Annotated in this window: 17 protein-coding genes, 1 riboswitch and 1 other annotated feature; all 17 genes read right to left on the bottom strand. The window is 38.1% G+C overall.

The genetic code is table 11. The features are described 5' to 3' along the window. Nucleotide 1: 1 nt before the first annotated feature. The 17 genes from EUBELI_RS06275 to EUBELI_RS06360 all read right to left on the bottom strand — a co-directional run bounded on the left by EUBELI_RS06275 (nucleotide 2) and on the right by EUBELI_RS06360 (nucleotide 18,067). Nucleotides 2-2,770 carry an FAD-dependent oxidoreductase gene (locus EUBELI_RS06275; RefSeq protein ID WP_012739527.1) on the bottom strand — a complete coding sequence of 923 codons (2,769 nt, stop codon included), beginning with the start codon at nucleotides 2,768-2,770 and terminating at the stop codon, nucleotides 2-4. A 3-nt stretch (nucleotides 2,771-2,773) separates the two neighbouring features. Further along, nucleotides 2,774-4,114: an MATE family efflux transporter gene (locus EUBELI_RS06280; RefSeq protein ID WP_012739528.1), complete on the bottom strand. Its 1,341-nt coding sequence runs from the start codon at nucleotides 4,112-4,114 to the stop codon at nucleotides 2,774-2,776. A gap of 35 nt (nucleotides 4,115-4,149) precedes the next feature. Further along, nucleotides 4,150-4,647: a CarD family transcriptional regulator gene (locus tag EUBELI_RS06285; protein ID WP_012739529.1), complete on the bottom strand. Its 498-nt coding sequence runs from the start codon at nucleotides 4,645-4,647 to the stop codon at nucleotides 4,150-4,152. Nucleotides 4,648-4,847: 200 nt separating this feature from the next. Beyond that, a complete protein-coding gene (locus tag EUBELI_RS06290) occupies nucleotides 4,848-5,327 on the bottom strand; it encodes a DUF6465 family protein (protein ID WP_049777926.1) in 480 nt (159 codons plus the stop codon). 25 nt (nucleotides 5,328-5,352) lie between these two features. Continuing rightward, complete coding sequence (locus EUBELI_RS06295) at nucleotides 5,353-5,604, bottom strand: HPr family phosphocarrier protein (RefSeq protein ID WP_012739531.1); 252 nt, start codon at nucleotides 5,602-5,604, stop codon at nucleotides 5,353-5,355. Nucleotides 5,605-5,711: 107 nt separating this feature from the next. Continuing rightward, entirely contained in the window at nucleotides 5,712-6,038 is a 327-nt protein-coding gene (locus tag EUBELI_RS06300) for a DUF3837 domain-containing protein (protein ID WP_012739532.1), read from the bottom strand. Continuing rightward, nucleotides 6,038-6,832 carry a tryptophan synthase subunit alpha gene (gene trpA / locus EUBELI_RS06305; RefSeq protein WP_012739533.1) on the bottom strand — a complete coding sequence of 265 codons (795 nt, stop codon included), beginning with the start codon at nucleotides 6,830-6,832 and terminating at the stop codon, nucleotides 6,038-6,040. Before trpA ends, EUBELI_RS06300 begins: the two co-directional genes overlap by 1 nt. After that, on the bottom strand, nucleotides 6,832-8,019 hold the full coding sequence (gene trpB, locus EUBELI_RS06310) for a tryptophan synthase subunit beta (protein ID WP_012739534.1): 1,188 nt from the start codon (nucleotides 8,017-8,019) through the stop codon (nucleotides 6,832-6,834). The genes trpA and trpB overlap by 1 nt, the downstream gene beginning before the upstream one ends. A gap of 20 nt (nucleotides 8,020-8,039) precedes the next feature. After that, nucleotides 8,040-8,693 (bottom strand): phosphoribosylanthranilate isomerase, encoded by a 654-nt coding sequence (locus tag EUBELI_RS06315; protein ID WP_012739535.1) that lies wholly within the window; start codon nucleotides 8,691-8,693, stop codon nucleotides 8,040-8,042. Next, nucleotides 8,677-9,483 (bottom strand): indole-3-glycerol phosphate synthase TrpC, encoded by an 807-nt coding sequence (trpC, locus tag EUBELI_RS06320; protein ID WP_012739536.1) that lies wholly within the window; start codon nucleotides 9,481-9,483, stop codon nucleotides 8,677-8,679. The genes EUBELI_RS06315 and trpC overlap by 17 nt, the downstream gene beginning before the upstream one ends. After that, nucleotides 9,483-10,052, bottom strand: a complete 570-nt coding sequence (locus EUBELI_RS06325; protein WP_012739537.1) for an anthranilate synthase component II — start codon at nucleotides 10,050-10,052, stop codon at nucleotides 9,483-9,485. The genes trpC and EUBELI_RS06325 overlap by 1 nt, the downstream gene beginning before the upstream one ends. After that, nucleotides 10,049-11,467 (bottom strand): anthranilate synthase component I, encoded by a 1,419-nt coding sequence (gene trpE, locus EUBELI_RS06330; protein ID WP_012739538.1) that lies wholly within the window; start codon nucleotides 11,465-11,467, stop codon nucleotides 10,049-10,051. Before trpE ends, EUBELI_RS06325 begins: the two co-directional genes overlap by 4 nt. A gap of 88 nt (nucleotides 11,468-11,555) precedes the next feature. Then, nucleotides 11,556-11,840, bottom strand: a binding site (T-box leader). 56 nt (nucleotides 11,841-11,896) lie between these two features. After that, entirely contained in the window at nucleotides 11,897-12,268 is a 372-nt protein-coding gene (locus EUBELI_RS06335; RefSeq protein ID WP_012739539.1) for a hypothetical protein, read from the bottom strand. Between the two features lie 610 nt (nucleotides 12,269-12,878). Next, a riboswitch (cyclic di-GMP riboswitch) is annotated at nucleotides 12,879-13,016 on the bottom strand. A gap of 241 nt (nucleotides 13,017-13,257) precedes the next feature. Then, nucleotides 13,258-13,899 carry an HAD family hydrolase gene (locus EUBELI_RS06345; RefSeq protein WP_012739541.1) on the bottom strand — a complete coding sequence of 214 codons (642 nt, stop codon included), beginning with the start codon at nucleotides 13,897-13,899 and terminating at the stop codon, nucleotides 13,258-13,260. Beyond that, on the bottom strand, nucleotides 13,892-14,779 hold the full coding sequence (locus tag EUBELI_RS06350; RefSeq protein ID WP_012739542.1) for an HD domain-containing protein: 888 nt from the start codon (nucleotides 14,777-14,779) through the stop codon (nucleotides 13,892-13,894). The genes EUBELI_RS06345 and EUBELI_RS06350 overlap by 8 nt, the downstream gene beginning before the upstream one ends. Beyond that, nucleotides 14,779-16,626, bottom strand: coding sequence for an alpha-amylase family glycosyl hydrolase (locus tag EUBELI_RS06355; RefSeq protein ID WP_012739543.1), 1,848 nt, complete (start codon nucleotides 16,624-16,626; stop codon nucleotides 14,779-14,781). The genes EUBELI_RS06350 and EUBELI_RS06355 overlap by 1 nt, the downstream gene beginning before the upstream one ends. 13 nt (nucleotides 16,627-16,639) lie before the next feature. Further along, nucleotides 16,640-18,067 (bottom strand): MFS transporter, encoded by a 1,428-nt coding sequence (locus EUBELI_RS06360; RefSeq protein ID WP_012739544.1) that lies wholly within the window; start codon nucleotides 18,065-18,067, stop codon nucleotides 16,640-16,642. Nucleotides 18,068-18,075: the final 8 nt, after the last annotated feature.

Consider the following 18,075-nt stretch of genomic DNA (forward strand, 5'->3'; position numbering starts at 1 on the left):
TTTAGTCCTTTTTCTTTTTGAATTTAATCTTGATTGCCTGCTTTGCACCATATGGAAGAATGTACTTAAGCTTATCCTCACTTCTTCTCATTGTAGAACACTCTGGTAAGTCTCTCTGAAGATGAATAGCATCAAACTCACACTTTGTTGTACAGATACCACAGCCTACGCACTGGTTCTCATCAACGATTGTTGCACCACAGCCCAAGCATCTTGCAGTTTCTTTCTTAACCTGTTCCTCTGTGAATACACCTGCATCACTTCTGAATGACAGCTTATCAACTCCCGACTTCTTAGCTGGTCGCTGACGGCCTGTATTGTCATACTTCTCAACGCTGTAATCATCCTTATCAAGTTCAACATAATAGTTAGGATCCCTGCCTATTGTAAGTGAGCTGTGTGGCTGTACATATCTGTGAATAGATATAGCCCCCTGCTTACCTGCTGCAATAGCATCAATAGCGAATTTAGGACCTGTATATACATCACCACCGACAAAAATATCCGGCTCTGCTGTCTGATATGTAACCTTGTCAGCAACAGGATAATTACCATGCCAGAATTCAACCTTAGTACCCTCAAGAAGGTTGCCCAATTCAATTGTCTGTCCGACAGACATTATCACATTGCTGCATTCTATTGTCATAGTCTCATTCTCATCGTACTGTGGATTGAATCTTCCATCTGCATCCTTAACAGAAGTACATTTCTTAAATACGATGCCTGTAACCTTGCCATCTTCTGTAAGGATTTCTTTAGGTCCCCATCCACCAATAATATTGATACCTTCTGATTCAGCAGTCTCAATCTCTTCTGGAAGTGCTGGCATAATGTCTCTTGTCTCAAGAGATACCTGTGAAACCTTAGGTGAACCACAACGTATTGCTGTTCTGGATACATCAATGGCAACATTACCACCGCCAATGACTACTGTGTCACCTGTAAGCTTATAGCTTTCATCATCAGTTGTTATATGGAGAAGCTCAACGCCAGTCATAACTCCCTTAGCATCTTCTCCGGCAACGCCAGTCTTTCTACCGCCCTGACATCCAATTGCAACATAAAATGCTTTATAGCCCTGTTCGCGAAGCTGTGCGATTGTGATATCCTTACCTACTTCAACACCACATTTTATCTCAACACCCATAGCCCGTAATACATCTATCTCTGCCTGTACGATATTCTTCTCCATAACAAATGAAGGAATACCATATACAACCATACCGCCCGGTTCTTTATTCTTCTCGAATACAGTCACATTAGTATAGCCTTTCTCTGCAAGGTAATATGCACATGAAATACCAGCCGGACCTGCTCCTATAATCGCAACCTTCTCGTCAAAATATCCCTTAGTTGCAGGAACAACCTTTTCTGGAACATATCTTGTTTCTGCATTGATATCTAACATTGCGATATATTTCTTAACTTCATCAATAGCAATTGACTCATCAATAGTTCCCCTTGTACATGCGTCTTCACAACGCCTGTTACAGACATAACCACATATTGCAGGAAGCGGATTGTTCTTCTTAATAAGAGCGAGCGCATCCTGGTATCTTCCCTGTGCAGCCATCTTTAAATAGCCCTGTACAGCAATGTGGGCTGGACAGGCTGTCTTACATGGAGCAGTTCCTGACTCATGTGTATTGATTCTGTTCTTGTCCCTGTAGTCCTCTGACCACATGTGTCTGCCCCACTTCTGTTCTGAAGGAAGCGGCATCTTAGGATATGTAACCTCTGAGCCGTCCTTTCTGCAAAGCTTCTGTCCAAGAGACAATGCACCTGCAGGACAGTATTCAACACAGCGTCCACATGCAACACAGTTCTGCTTGTTGACATGTGCAACATATGCTGAACGTGACATATTAGGAGTATTGAAAAGCTGTGATGTCCTGAGCGCATAACAGACATTAACATTACAGTTACATATAGCAAATATCTTATCTTCACCATCAATATTAGTTATCTGGTGAACAAATCCGTTATCCTCTGCCTTCTTGAAAATCTCAAGCGCTTCTTCCTTAGTGATGTATCTTCCGCCTTTGCCAGTCTCAACGACATAATCAGCCATATCACCTACAGCAACACACCAGTCAGCAGGATCATCTGCACATCCCTCGTCAAATGTCTTTCTTGATTTACGGCATGAACATGGGCTTGCTGCATATTTGCCCTCGTATTTATCAAGCCAGTATGAAATCTTCTCAAGCGAGATGGCTTCATTACACATATCAACTTCCTTCTGTACAGGAATGACATGCATACCGATTCCGGCACCTCCTGGTGGAACCATATGTGTAAGTCCCTCAAGAGGAATACGGCTCATACGCTCAAAGAATCTTCCCATCTCAGGATGTTCCTCTAAGACAGCATCATTCATATTGGCAAATTCCGCACTTCCAGGAACAAACATAGGAAGCACATACTGTTTCTCGTGCTTTGGATTCTCCCAGTTATACTCGATTACACCATTAAAAGCCATCTTATTAAGAAGCTCCTCAAGATACTTCTCATCCATACCTGTAATCTTAACAAGTTCAGGAAGTGTCTTTGGCTTACGCACTCCCATCTTTAATGCAACCTCAGCCATCTCATCAGTACAGATTGCTGCAAGTCCCCAGTACTCAGGGTCATCTGCTGTGAGCTTCTCCAATCCAAGCTTTATTGCTGCCCTGTCAGTAACCATCTTTCCAAGTTTAAGGATTGGTTCCCTTACAGGAAGCTCAGGATGTGGATTCTTAAATTCAACATTCTTGGTATTCTCTGCCATAAATCATCCTCCGTTATTCTTTCCTCTGGCAAATGCCGGATTCTTTATTAACTGCACAATAAGCGGAATAACCATCAGAACCCATACTATAGGCTCTGAAACTATAACACCCCAGTATCCCATTAATGGAACAAGTGTAAATGTTATAACAACCTTTCCTGCAAGCTCAATCCCGCTTGATATGATAGGCGTAAGCCTGTCACCTATTCCCTGCAGTGAATTTCTTATGATAGTTATCATCGCTGTCACAAAATAAAGCAACGAGTCAACTCTTAAATACAGCGTTGCTGTATCTATTACATTTTTGTTATCCGAACTTATAAGCATTTTAACAAATGCAGGAACTATCGTATAAGATGTGATTACACATAACACACACCATACCCATCCCATAAGAATAGATGTTAATATGCCCTTTCTTATTCTTTCATACTTTCCTGCTCCAAGATTCTGTCCACAAAAGGTTGCCATCGTAGTTCCCAGCACACCGAACATCATCATGAAAAGCTCTGATAATCTTCTTGCAGTAGTATGGGCAAGAATTATATCCTGTCCAAATGAATTGATTGCACTCTGCAATGTAACAGAGCCAATTGATACAAGACTGCTCATAAAGCCCATGGAACAGCCTGTTGACATAAGTTTTCCACACAGACTGGCATCACTCTTAAAATCTTTCTTTTCAATCCACAGTATGTTGTATCTTTTAAGTGAATATATAAGACACGCGATAAGTGCTATGAGCTGTGAAAGCACTGTTGCCACTGCAGCACCTCTTACCCCCATTGGAATAACCTTAAGGAAAAATAAGTCTCCACCAATGTTAAGCACTACTGATATTCCTAAAAAAATAAGCGGAGTAAATGAATCTCCTATCGACCTTAACAGGGCTGCACAGACATTGTAAAGCATAAGTATTGTCATGCCTGCAAATATTATAAATATATAATCATAGGCTTCCTTTAACAAATCCTCTGGTGTATTAAGTACTTTCAGAAGAGGTCGTAAAAATATCAGCACAACCACTGTCAGACCTGCTGATATCATAATTCCATATTTGAACGAACCTGCAACTGTCCTCTTAAAATTAGCTGTATCTCCTGCCCCAAAAAACTGTGCAGCAATAACAGCAAATCCATTAGTCAGTCCCTGTAAAAAGCCTATAACAAGGGTGTTCACTGAGTTAGTAGACCCTACAGCCGCCAGTGAACTTTCTCCTAATACATACCCTATAATCTTGGTATCCACAAGATTATAAGTCATCTGAAGCAACGAGCCTATAAAAACCGGTAATGCAAACCAGAATATAAGCTTAGTTATACTTCCCTTAGTTAAATCTTTCATACAAATATTCCTATATAGTTCTTAATTCTGCCCAATTAATCCACTGATAAAAATGCATCCATCTCTTCAGCAACTTCATCAAAAGTCTGGTTATAAACAGCTGCAAATTCACCATACAAAAGCTTCCTTGCCGCAAGCAGCATCCTGCTGTCTGCTGATTTCATCTTTCTTAAATCCTTAGCTCTTTCATTCTTAATGACATATAATGCACGAATCAGATGCATAAGCTTTAAAGCATCCTGAGATTTCATATGTTCATCATACTGCATAGGTGTAACCTTTTCTGAAAGTTCTCCATCTTTCTTACAATTTCTGGCTCTTTCCTTTAACTTGTCACATTCCTTAACAGTCATAATGCTTCTTATCATAACCTTGTTGCTGTCAACGGGTGAATATATAATTCCCTTGCTGTCAAATACCGGCTGAAGAAAATAATAATCCCCTGATATTCCCTTAATAGGTGGTGTATCAATATTTTCAACCTCGCACACTCCAACAACTCCGTATACTACCTTATCACCAATCTCAAACATGCTCTCCGTACTTCCTTCCAATTCTTCGTTAAATCCGTATCAATTATTAATATTATATTACATTTCTAAGATTTTTTCAAAGTATATTTTTACTGGAAATTCGAAACAAAATCTATCTGTCATATGACATAATAAATAAAAAACGCCGTTTCAATGAATCACTCATCAAAACGACGTTCAAATATCAATCTGGTTATTAATTAGAATAAATCTACTCTTCCTGCAACCTTTCCATCAGCAACATAATAGCATGCTCCATCCTGTGGCTTTATGTATAACTTAATATCCTTAGCTGCTACCTTCTGTGCCTTAAGATCAGCTTCAACTCTCTTTAATACAGCATCCATATCTGTCTGCTCATCGTTGTACTGGATAAACGTCTCAGTCTTAACTTCTTTCTTTGCAACAGCCTTCTTAGCCGTAGTCTTAACGGCTGTCTTCTTAGCTGACACTTTCTTTGTTGTAGCCTTAGCTGCTTCCTTAACAGTCTCTTTAGCTTCTTCAACCTTAGTCTCAGCCTTAACTGCTGCTGTCTCAACTGCCTTCTTGGCTGTCTCTGTCTTAGCTGCCGCTTTTTTAGCAGTCTTCTTAACAGTTGTCTTAGCTTCTGCTGCCTTTACATCTGCTGTCTTTACAGCACCACCAAATACATTGCCATCCTTTTTTTCATTGTTTGCCATGTTTCCATCCTCCTTAATAAAAATACTACTCTCCAATAAGAAACTTCTTGATTGTTTCTACAGCTTTATCTGCATCATTGCCTTCTGCTGAAATAGTAACAGACATTCCGTCTCTTAATCCAAATGCCATAATCCCCATTAAGCTTTTAGCATTAATATTCTTGCCTTCTGATGAAATATCAATATGACTCTCAAACTGACAAGCAGTCTGAACAAGCTCAGCAATTGGATTCTTATGTACTTTATCAATGTTAGCAACGTTGATTGTCTCAGTCATTACAAATTACACCTTACTTTCGTTTAATTTCAGTTACTTTTGTAAATATACCCTAATAGTAAATATAAGTCAACATCTGCTTTCGCAATTTAATTAATAAACAGCCCTCATTTGATTGTAAGATTTATTGATTTATCTTCATAACCCTCATTATAAAGTTCTCTCATCTGCTCATCAAATATATCAGAAGGTTCATAATCACACAACAAAAGAATCAATTTTTTTATCTGTTCATTTTCAGAAGATAGTTTTTTATACTGTGGTTCTATTTTGTTTTTCAATTCCACAAGATTAGCAGCATTTTCCTCCTTAGGAATTGCCAACGCCCCTGACACAACTCCAAGAGCATAGGCACATTCATAATTGCCAGTCATTCTTGCATTAGAAAATTCACATTTGCGCGCAAGCGCTTGCTTAGCTAATATCGGTACCATCAGGCATTAAGCTCCTTCTTAAATGTTGCAACATAATCTGTGGCAGCTTCCTCTGAATAATTATTAGCTTCAAGAAGCTTGATAAAATGTGAACCAACGATTGCACCATCAATAATATCTTCAAGCGGTGCAACATCTGCTGCTGTTCTTATTCCGAATCCCATCATAACAGGAATCTTAGATTCTTTCTTAACTTCTGTAAGATATTCTCTTATCTGTGAATGGAAGTTAGCTCCCTTTCCTGTAACACCCATCTGTGAAACGCAGTATACAAAACCTCTTGCGTTCTCTAAAAGCATTGGAATCCTGCCCTTAGATACCGGAGATACAAGCTGGATAAGAATTGGCGACTTCTCGTTCTTTGCAAGGACATCCTTAATCTCGCCCTGCTCCTCGAATGGAAGGTCAGGTATGATAAGTCCGTCAACACCATTTTCAATACATTTATTCACGAAGTTCTCAACTCCATAATGATATACAGTATTATAGTAAAGCATGAATACAACAGGGCTGTTAAGACCAGCTTTTCTTACCTTACCCATCATTGTAAATATGCCTTCAAGTGAAGCTCCATTCTGTATTGCTTTGAAAGATGCATCCTGAATTACAGGGCCATCTGCAATAGGATCTGAGAAAGGAACACCTATTTCCATAATATCGATTCCTGCCTTCTCCTGTGCAAACATAATCTTCTTAGTTGTATCGTAATCTGGAAGTCCTGCTGTTGTATATGTAATAAATGCTTTCTTTCCCTCTTCTTTAAGTGCTGCAAGTCTTTCTTCTATTCTATTCATTACTTGTTAGTCTCCTCTCCGTTAAGATATTTCTGAACTGTATTAACATCCTTATCACCACGGCCTGAAAGACACATGATAATTGTCTTACCCTTATATTCACCCTGTGCCATCTTGAACACATGTGCAAGTGCATGAGCACTTTCAATTGCCGGAATAATTCCTTCCATTCTGCAAAGTTCCATAAGTGCATCCATACATTCTTTATCTGTTACAGAAACATATTTTGCTCTTCCAGAATCTCTTAAATAAGCATGTTCCGGACCAACACCCGGATAATCAAGACCAGCTGAGATTGAATGTGCAAGCTGGATATTACCGATTTCATCCTGTAAAAGATATGTCTTCATTCCGTGAAGGACACCAACCTGTCCGAGTGCCATTGCTGATGCATGCTTTCCAGTCTCAATGCCAAGACCTCCTGCCTCAACACCGATAAGGTCAACATCCTTATCATTGATGAAATCAGCAAACATTCCGATTGAATTAGAGCCACCGCCAACACAGGCAACAACTGCGTCAGGAAGCTTTCCTGTCTTCTCAAGAATCTGCTTTCTTGCCTCAGTACTGATAATTCTCTGAAATTCCTTAACCATCTTAGGATATGGATGTGGTCCTACAGCAGAACCAATGATGTAAAATGTATCCTCTGCCTTTTCAGCCCATGTTCTGATTGCTTCATTAGTAGCATCCTTTAATGTTGCACTTCCTGTTGTTACAGGCTGCACCTTAGCTCCAAGCATTTCCATTCTGAATACATTAAGTTTCTGTCTCTCGATATCCTCAGCACCCATGAAAACTGTACACTCCATATCAAAAAGTGCTGCACCTGTAGCTGTTGCAACGCCATGCTGTCCGGCACCTGTCTCAGCGATAACCTTAGTCTTACCCATTCTCTTTGCAAGAAGAATCTGACCGATAACATTATTAATCTTATGTGCTCCTGTATGGTTCAAATCTTCTCTCTTAAGATATATTTCAGCACCATATTTTTCGCTTATTCTTTCAGCATAGTAAAGAGGTGTTTCCCTTCCAACATACTCTTTAAGATAGTACATATAATCTTTAATAAACTGTGGATCATTAATTGCCTCATCAAATGCTTTCTCAAGCTCTGCCAGAGTATTCATAAGTGACTCTGAAACATACTGTCCTCCAAACTGTCCATAATACTTGCTTTCTGCCATTTTCTCTTTACCTCTTTTTCTTAATATTTTGCATTCTGTATAAATGCTTTAACTTTACTCTCATCTTTTCCTTTAACGGACACATCATCATATTCAACGCCCGAACTTATATCAACAACATCAGACCTTACTGCTTCTATCGCAGCTTTTACATTGTCTGGTGTAAGTCCTCCTGCAAGGAATAATTTTTTATTACCGCAGTCCGCTTTTTTAAGACTTTCCCAGTCGAATGTCTTACCGCTCCCCGGAACTCCCGCATCAAAAAGCAGTCCATATATTTTATCCAGACTTCGCCATCGCTTAGTCTCCAGATATATATCTTCTTCTGACTGATGCTTAATGTTAACGGCTCTTATAATCCTGACACTGCATGCATTATACACATCATCACTTAATTCACCGTGAATCTGTATATAATCAAATCCTGCATTCTGTATTGCTTCAAGCTGTGATACATCGGGGGACACAACAACAGCAACGCTCTTGATGTCCGATTTCTTCAATTGTGCAACAAGCACCGCTGCCAGATTAATGTCAATATTGCGTTTGCTTTTTGGATAATATAGTACCATACCTGCATAGTCAGCACCATATTTTTCTATAATGTGTACATCATCCATACTTGTAAGTCCGCATATCTTAACCTGTACTAAAGAATCATTTTCTTTCAGCATTATATACCTCTTTAAACTCTGATATTAATTCTTCCGGCTTCGGTGCTTCCATAAGCACTGTTCCTATAAGAAGTGCATCTGCTCCACTCTTTGCCAGCACCTTAATATCGTCTGTATCCGCAACACCGCTTTCTGATACAAGCAGTTTTCCAGCTTTTCTCATCTCTGGTGTAACCATATCTGCAAGTTTTTTCGTAGTATCAAGGTCAACCTCAAATGTCTTAAGATTACGGTTGTTAATTCCTATAATCTTCACATCAAGATTCAGCATTCTCTGCATTTCCTCTTCGTTATGAACCTCGCATAAAACATCAAGTCCTAAACTGTAAGCAAGGTCATATAGTTCTTTAAATCTACTGTCATCAAGAATCGCAGCAATGAGAAGAACTGCATCCGCTCCTATTACCTTTGCTTCATACACCTGATATGGATCAATTATGAAATCCTTTCTGATAATCGGAAGGTCTGTCATCTGTCTTATCTGCTTAAGATATTCTGTACTTCCCTTAAAATGGTCTTCCTCTGTAAGACATGAAATAGCATCTGCGCTTTCGCCGTACTGTTTTATTCTTTTTTCCAGAGTAATCTTATTGTTCATATTACCATGACTTGGTGATGCTTTCTTGAACTCACTTATAATTGAAAGGCCGTCCTTTGCAAGTGCATCATAGAAGCTGTGTGACACTCTCTGGCTCTCAATCGCAAGTCTTGTCATCTCCTCTTCACTGATTCTTTTCTTGTGTTCTGGAAGTCTTTTTAACTTATCCTCTACAATAACATCTAATATCATTAAATCACCCCATTAACAAAATTCTCAATCATTCTCTTGCCATGCTCTGTATATATTGACTCCGGATGGAACTGCAATCCGACCACCGGATAATCCTCATGTTTTACAGCCATTATTTCTCCATCCTGTGTCTTGGCAATAATCTCCAGGCAGTCTGGCAAAGTCTCTTCAATTATAGCGAGTGAATGATATCTTGCAACCTTTACTGGTGAATCAAGTCCGGTAAATATTCCTGTTCCATCATGGTATATTTCAGACTGTTTACCATGCATGATACATTTTGCATAAGAAACAGTCGCGCCAAATGCTTCTCCTATGCACTGATGTCCCAAACATATACCAAGTATCGGCTTCTTTCCTGTAAAATGCTTTATTACATCAACACATATTCCAGCATCTTTAGGGCTCTTAGGGCCAGGAGATACAACTATTGATTCAGGGTCAAGCTCCTCTATCTCCTCAATTGTTATCTTATCGTTTCTTACAACCTTAATATCACTGTTAAATATTCCAATAAACTGATACAGGTTATATGTAAATGAGTCATAATTATCAATCAGCAGAATCATAAATGTTCCTCCTTAACAAGTGTCTTTGCAAGTGCCATTACTTTATTGCAGCACTCCTGATATTCCATCTCAGGCTTTGAATCAGCAACAATTCCTGCACCTGCCTGAAGATATACCTTATCGCCTTTCTTAATCATAGTCCTGATTGTAATGCAGAAGTTCATATTACCGCCAAAATCAAGGTATCCTGTAGCTCCTCCATACAGGCCTCTTCTTACTGTCTCAAGCTCATCTATGATTTCCATTGCTCTTATCTTAGGTGCGCCGCTTAATGTGCCTGCTGGAAGGAATGATGATACGAGGTCAAGTGGATGATATTCTCCATTCTTTCTTCCCTCAACAAGTGAAACAATATGCATAACATGTGAATATCTCTGGATATTCATGAACTGGTCAACCTTGACTGTTCCTATCTCACTTATCCTACCCATATCGTTACGTGCAAGGTCAACTAACATTACATGCTCTGCTCTCTCTTTCTCATCTGCAAGAAGTTCTTCCTCTAAAGCAATATCCTGTTCCTTTGTTGCTCCTCTTTTTCTTGTGCCCGCTATAGGACATGTATATACTTTATTGTCTGACTGCTTTACAATCATTTCCGGTGAACTTCCGATTATCTCAAAATCGCCGAAATTAAAATAATACATATATGGTGAAGGATTAAGTTCTCTTAATTTTTCATAGAGATTAAAACCGCTCTGTCCCGTCTTTATTGTCCATCTCTGCGAAAGAACAGTCTGGAATATATGACCTTCTTTTATGTAATTCTTAATCTTATTAACCTTCTTGCTATATTGTTCAAGCGTGTCCGATTTTTTCAATATTACACCATCAAGTGACATATCAGGCTTATCATCCTTAAACTTATCTACACCCTCTCTTGCAGTCTTTATAAGCTCCTCCGCTTCCTTTAAAGCCTTAATCCTGCCTTCCTCTGAATCCTCTCCAAGCACTACTGCTGTGAATGTTTCTGCTGTATGATTGATAGCAATGAACTTGTCTGCAAGCATAAGCTGTATTGTCTCAATTCCTATCTCATCAGGATTATCATCAGGAAGGACTTCTGTGTATCTTATATAATCATATCCAAGGCTTCCAACAAGACCTCCGATGAAATCAAGTTCTCCCGGATCCTTTACTATCTCGAATTCATCAAAATACTCTTTAAGTCTTATAAGAGGATTGCCCTCTCTTACCTCTCTGCTTCCATCTTTTCTTGTAATAACAAGGCTGTCCTTATCTGATTGGATTATCTCATTCGGTTCAACTCCCATAAAAGTATACTGTCCGCTTTCCTTGTCAGTTCCTTCAAGAAGAAATCCCTTCTTTTCAATTCCAAGTCCTTTGTATAGTTCAATAGCTTTCTCATTAACGATACTTACCGTCTTCTTATAAGCTCTTAATCTTCGTTTCATAGTTCCTCCCTATCCTTCGTTGTTCATTACTGGCGTCTGCTGCTTACAAAAAATGTCCCTGACAGGAACCTGTATATTGCAGATTCCTGTCAGGGACGAATTACCGTGGTGCCACCCTTATTTATGAACATACTTGTAATATTAATAAAAAAGGTGGCACTCCTTACCGGATATGCCACCTGTATGCTCAACTCATTATCAGATACAATTAATATATCCTTCCCCTGTAACGCGAGGCCACGTCGTAAACTACTGCTAATTCATCTACGCATCTCACAAACCCATTCCTTACGGCTCTCCATGCTGACATTCCACCACCGCCAGCTCTCTGTGATGTACCTTCCGAAAGTACTCTTTTGATCATCGACTTTAAATATTTAACTGCCACCTATAATAGCACTATGTTTATCTGCCGTCAAGCACAAAAGCTTAAAATTTCCTGATATTAACAATTGTCTGAACCAGATATACTATGTATAAAACAGCTGCTACAAAAATAAGAACCGTTGTTGCATTTGTAAGTACCAGTATAATCACATTCACAGTAAGAAGAATAACTACTCCTAAAAGTGTTTTTCCGATTGTTCTTTTAAATACTTTAACGCTTACAATATATACCATAACAACGATTATCAGAATAATCAAACTCAGAATCGAAAGTGTTCTCCAAAAAGCATCAAACTCTTCCTGTGTGGTCTGCTGAATCCTTGCAATTCCACTCTGAATAAAAAACATATATAGGTTTATTATCATCAAAATTAATGTTACTATTTCTATCAGCATATTCTTTATAGCTTTCATTTTTATCCTCCATTATCAAAAAATTTATTTCAATTTTAATTAGCACTTACATAAGCCAATACAATGCTAATACTATCAAATAGAAAATAACAAATACAAAAAATACAATACTCAGGACTAAATATATAGTTGGCTCGTTCCCCATCACTGCATTCTTGGGATTATTTTTATTAACATATATTGTATAAACAGCCCCCCTTGTATGAAGCGGTGAAAATATATTCATACTTACCCAACCGACATAATTATACCCTTTATCGTCACGGATAAGAAACTCAGAAAAGTAATGATTGCTATTACCATATGCGATGCCTTCAGTTTTATAAAATTGAGTTTTTATGTATATAAATCTAGCCCAAAAAATCATATCCAATATAATACTCATAACCAGTCCTTCCACTTCCTACACCTCATATTTCATGTTATTCGACAGCGTCAGATGCAATGTGTTCGCATGCTTTCTAATATATTTAATGCTGTTATTTGTATTTTCTCTAACTTCCCCAGAGTTGTTAAATAAATTCTTCAATTTTTCTTTCCCCCTATGGTATTTTTGAAGCCTGAATTTAAAACAAAAAAGGCTGCACTAAGAAATTTTTAAAAGATTTCTTAATGCAACCGAACTATCATAGTATTAGAGACTTATGCTTATGTGAATCTCTCAACTGAAAATAGTGTTTTTCAGCTTTATACCTCTAGACTTCTAGTTTTGCGTCCTTATATTTCTATAAGTTTGCCATATTTACTTTTTTAGTATATATTAATTTATATCACCTGTAAACTGCTATTATTGAGATTGATTTGTATCTCTACTGAATTTTATCTTATTTCTTGCTAAAAGCCTACTCACTCACTTGAATTTCTATCTTGCGTAGGTCTTTTCCAAACTTCACATATTCTGGCACAGTTCTCAGCCTATCCCAGCCCAACTCTCCACATATCATGACACAGCTTTAAGCCCCAAAGTACTCTCCAGCTTAAAACCCATCCTACAATATCTCTGCAAGCTCTGCAAAGCTCTCTATCTTAGCAACATAGCAATCTTTGGATACGTCTCCAAATCCATACTCAGCATATATAAAATCTATGCCAGCATCTTTGGCAGACTTTGCATCACCTGCAGTATCACCGACATACACAGGGTTCTTTAAATTGTTTCTTTCTATAAGTATCTTATTAGACTCGCTCTTTGGCAGAAATGTCCTTCCCCAGCATTCAGTATCTTTGAAGAAATCGGACATAAGGTGTGCTGTAAGAAAACTTTCAATATAACCATCCTGACAATTGCTCACAATATACAATGGATATTTCTTGCTTAGTGTATAAAGAGTTTCTGCAAGCTGTGGATAAAGAATTCCACCTCTTTCTGCAAGATATCCATTCTCAAATGTACACAGCTCGTCCATAAGTGCATTTCTTACCTGCTCCTGTTCTTGTGGAAACAGCTTTGCAGCTATGTCGTACATCGGAAGTCCCATACAGTCGTTAAGGTCTGTCTCGACAATTGGTGTTCTGTGAATCTCTTCATGACGAGAAAGTATTATATTCCACGCCTCACATATTGGCTTTCTTGTATCCCACATAGTACCGTCAAGGTCAAATATTATTCCATCATAAGATTTATTAAGCATTGTTATCCTCCAGGTCTTTATCTAATTCATCAAGCAATGTCTTTAACTGTGCTTCCTGTGTTATATCATAAACAATTGAAAAGCAGTCTCTTGCCAGACGGTAATCTTTATCATTCATCATAAGTTCACCGACTCTGTATATAATTCCTATCGTCTTAGAGTCAGGTCCTGGTTCCACCTCATTCTTATCAAGTATTTCCTGCATCTGTTTAACAGAATATTCCGGTGTCTTGTCATTTAATGCCTGCTCAAGATACTTAAGTTCATTATCAGCATTATCTGTCTTATAATATATATTGCTGTAGGTGTAGCACACTCTTGCCGCCTCAGTATTATACCTGGCAACATAATAAAATCCCATATTTCTGTAATATCTTGCCATCGTTGCGCGGCTACAGCAGAATCTGTATGCCTGCTTTGTAACATCAAGATATCTCGACAGCATATTAAGATTCTTATAACATTCTGCAAGTCCAAGATACGAATCAAGGTCAACAGGATTCCAGCATATAGCCTTCTTAAATGCATCCTCAGCTCTGCGAAACTTCGATAACTTCAGGCACAGACTGCCATAAGTCCTGTAGTACTCTCCAACCGGCAGCTCTGTACACAGCACATCCGTTTCCGGTTCAAAATAACATGCGTACACATAATATTCCATAACATGATTAAGGCTTATATATATTGGTCTGCCGTCCATGTCCGATTTTTTCACAAATGTATCATCCATAGTTCCGGCTTTACGCTCGTCCGTACACTCTTCTATTCTTTCAAGTATTGCAGATAATATATCTGCCGCTTTGTCATAATCACCTGAATTAAATATCTTCTCATAATCTGCAAATCTGTCTTTGACATCTGCAAGCTTCTTTATATCCATTATTTCTCCTTTTTAGCAGGAATTTCATATGTTCCTGTGAGTATTGCAACGCTCCGTGGCTCAACACATACACTTCTGTTATTATCTTCAATCACAGCACCTGATACATTAGAACTCATATCAACCTTCCATGTACCATTAATCTTAGGAAGTGCAAAGCTGTGATTCTCCCAGTGCATATTATATGCAGCATATATCAGACTGTGGTCTTCTTCATCCCCATATACACATGAATACATAATTCCTAAATGTCTGTCATATGTATTCATCTGTGCATACCACGCATTAGTTCCATGATATGATATATCAGGGTAGCCACATGATACCCTGTCACTTAAAGTAAGCGACTGCGGCATATGAAGTATCTTATTATTCTGTCTGAATTGTATAAGAGCCTTTGTCCATTCAAGAATTTCTTTTCCCTCTTTAGTTTCCTTCCAGTTAACCCATGAAAGTTCACTGTCAACACAATACGGATTATTGTTACCGTTCTGTGAATTGCCAAACTCGTCTCCGGCAAGTATAAGCGGAGTACCTGCCGACAAGAAAACAAATGCCAGTGCATTTTTAATCTGACGCATTCTTAGTTCTTTAATCTTTCTCTTTCTTGTCGAACCTTCCTCGCCACAGTTCCAGCTGAAATTAAAATCCTCGCCATCCCTGTTATTCTCACCATTAAGCTCATTATGCTTTCTGTCGAAGCTCACAAGGTCATTAAGAGTAAATCCATTGTTGTTGGCAATATAATTAATACTTGCACTGTTTGCTTCATTCTTTCTTGATATAGCTGCAAATTCTCCAAGCATATTCTCGTCACCCTTTAACAGGCGGCGCGCAATATTCTGGAAATCATTATTATAATTAGCCATATGCTTCTTCGTTCCGGTTTTACCATTCCAGTATACAGTTATAATCTTGGTATCCGCTAAAAGTGCATCCTGTGAAAGTGCTTTAAGTGCAGACTCATCACAATATACATGTACACCATCAATATGATATTCTGTAACCCAGTGTCTTACACACTGCAGGATAAAGCCTGTACTTTCGTCAGTAAAAAACATTTCCATAACGACTTCAATGCCATTTCTGTGCAATTCTTTAACCACATTCTTAAATTCAACTGTATAATCCCTAAACACCCCTGGATGCTTTGAAGCAATTGAAGAATATGATGCCTTAGGTGCGAAATAAAATCCTCCCGTATATCCCCAGTAATTAATTTTCCGCGTATTCTTATCCACGCTGTAATGTGTTCCGGCTCCGTATTTTGACATTATAGTATCAGTCAGCTGTGGAAAACGGCCTATTTCATCAAATTCATATGCGGGCTGTAACTCAATAGTTGTGATTCCAAGTTCCTTAAGATATGGAATCTTGTTAATTATTCCTGAAAATGTTCCTTTATCTTTAACCTTAGATGTTCTGCTTTTAGTAAAACCTCTTACATTCATCTTATAGAATATACAGTCGCTGTAATCATAATTAAGCGGTCTGTCATCTTCCCAGTCATAATCTGCCACATCAATCGCAGCCAGATACACATCTTTCTCGTCCGTCTGTCCAAATCTTCCGCAATCCGTTATCGCCTTTGCATATGGGTCAAGATACATTAAGCCATCTATCTCATAGCAATAGAAACTTTTGTCCAGCTTCCTGTCACATACATATACTGAAAATATGTTGCCACATTTCATTGATGAATCCAGTTCTATACGTTCTTTTGGCTTCATATGTGCATCAAAAATCAGCAAAGCTGCACTGTCACATTCTGCCTCATATGTAAAATTATATCCGTCCTTATATCTGCTGCATCCCATAAGCATGGGATTTCCTTTACTAATAAGCATATTAATCTCCACTCTATTTTTTATACAAGCCCCTCATAGTATTCTTATCCAGCTTATAGAATCTCATTATAAATATTGTCACAATCCAGCCTATTATCGGAATTATGCAATAGAAAAATATTGTCAGAAACTTAAGCTGTGGTGTCAGTTGGTCCTCCACCTGCGGAAAAACTTTAGAATACCCTGCTATCGCAAGTGCTATTCCTACAAATCCTGTTCCAAGTGCTGAAAATGATTTGTCAATAAATGAAAACAGTGCTCCCATTATTCCCGGCACAAAATGTCCGCTCAGTGTATATTCGTAATCAGTACAATCGGCAATCATAGGAACAACTATATTATTAGATATTGATTTTACTCCGTTAAGCAGTGTAAACACTAACAAAAACGCTACCGATATAAAGTTAATATGTCTTAATGATACATTTGTAAGGTCTGAAAATATCATCATAAACATAAGTATCGTCTGAAAAATAATTGCAAGATATGTTGACCTTACAAGTGTCTTCTTCTGTCCGCATCGCTTGGCATGCTCTATCCCAATATATATTATTCCCAGATTAGGAATACCTACAATTATTCCAATTATACCAGCCAGCGGATAATTCTGCATCAGTATTCCATAAAGCATTACAAGAACTGTTGAATTACCATATACCATCTGTGCGAATTTGTTAGATGCCGCCGCAATAACAAGCATTCTGATTGGCTTGTTGTGTTTAATTATAGCCGCATAATCCCTGAAATGTATCTGCTGCTTCTTATCCTCATCAAGCTTGAAGTACTTTACATTATCCTTACTCCATATTCCCACAACAGCCAGTGCTGAGCATATTCCGGCTACAATAACCACTGTGATTACGAACTCTGAGAAAAGTGCCTGTGACTGGAATGTCTTGTATTTCTCAATCAGATACACCGACACATAAAAAGCAACCAGACCATGTGCGAACATTATAAATGTTGAGTCAAAAAATGTTATCATTGGCCTCTGCTTCATGTCATTAGTAATTACCGATTGTCCAGACTTTACAACTGCTGTCTGAAATGTGTATCCTATTATATATACTGAATATACAATTATAAAATACAATGGTCTTAAAATAACTGGAACAAGGCTTGTAGTAAAGAACAGTACAAGACTGCTAATTGCCATTAGTAAGTATCCTATAACAATATAAGGCCTGAATTTACCATATTTTCCATTAGTCTTATCTATAAAATACCCTATTACCGGATCTGTTACCCCATCAAATATTCTCATTCCCGTAAGAATAACTGAAATAAGCACAACTGAAAGACCTGCTATTCCATTAGCATAATATGAGACATATCCCATCATCGCAAGAAACAGATTTGTAGATGTATTATTAAGAGAAAACAAGCCAATCTGCCATATTCTGGCTCTGTTCTGCTCTATATGCCCATGCTTATTCTCCATATATTAAT

The organism is [Eubacterium] eligens ATCC 27750, assembly GCF_000146185.1.
GTDB classification, from domain to species: Bacteria; Bacillota; Clostridia; order Lachnospirales; family Lachnospiraceae; genus Lachnospira; species Lachnospira eligens.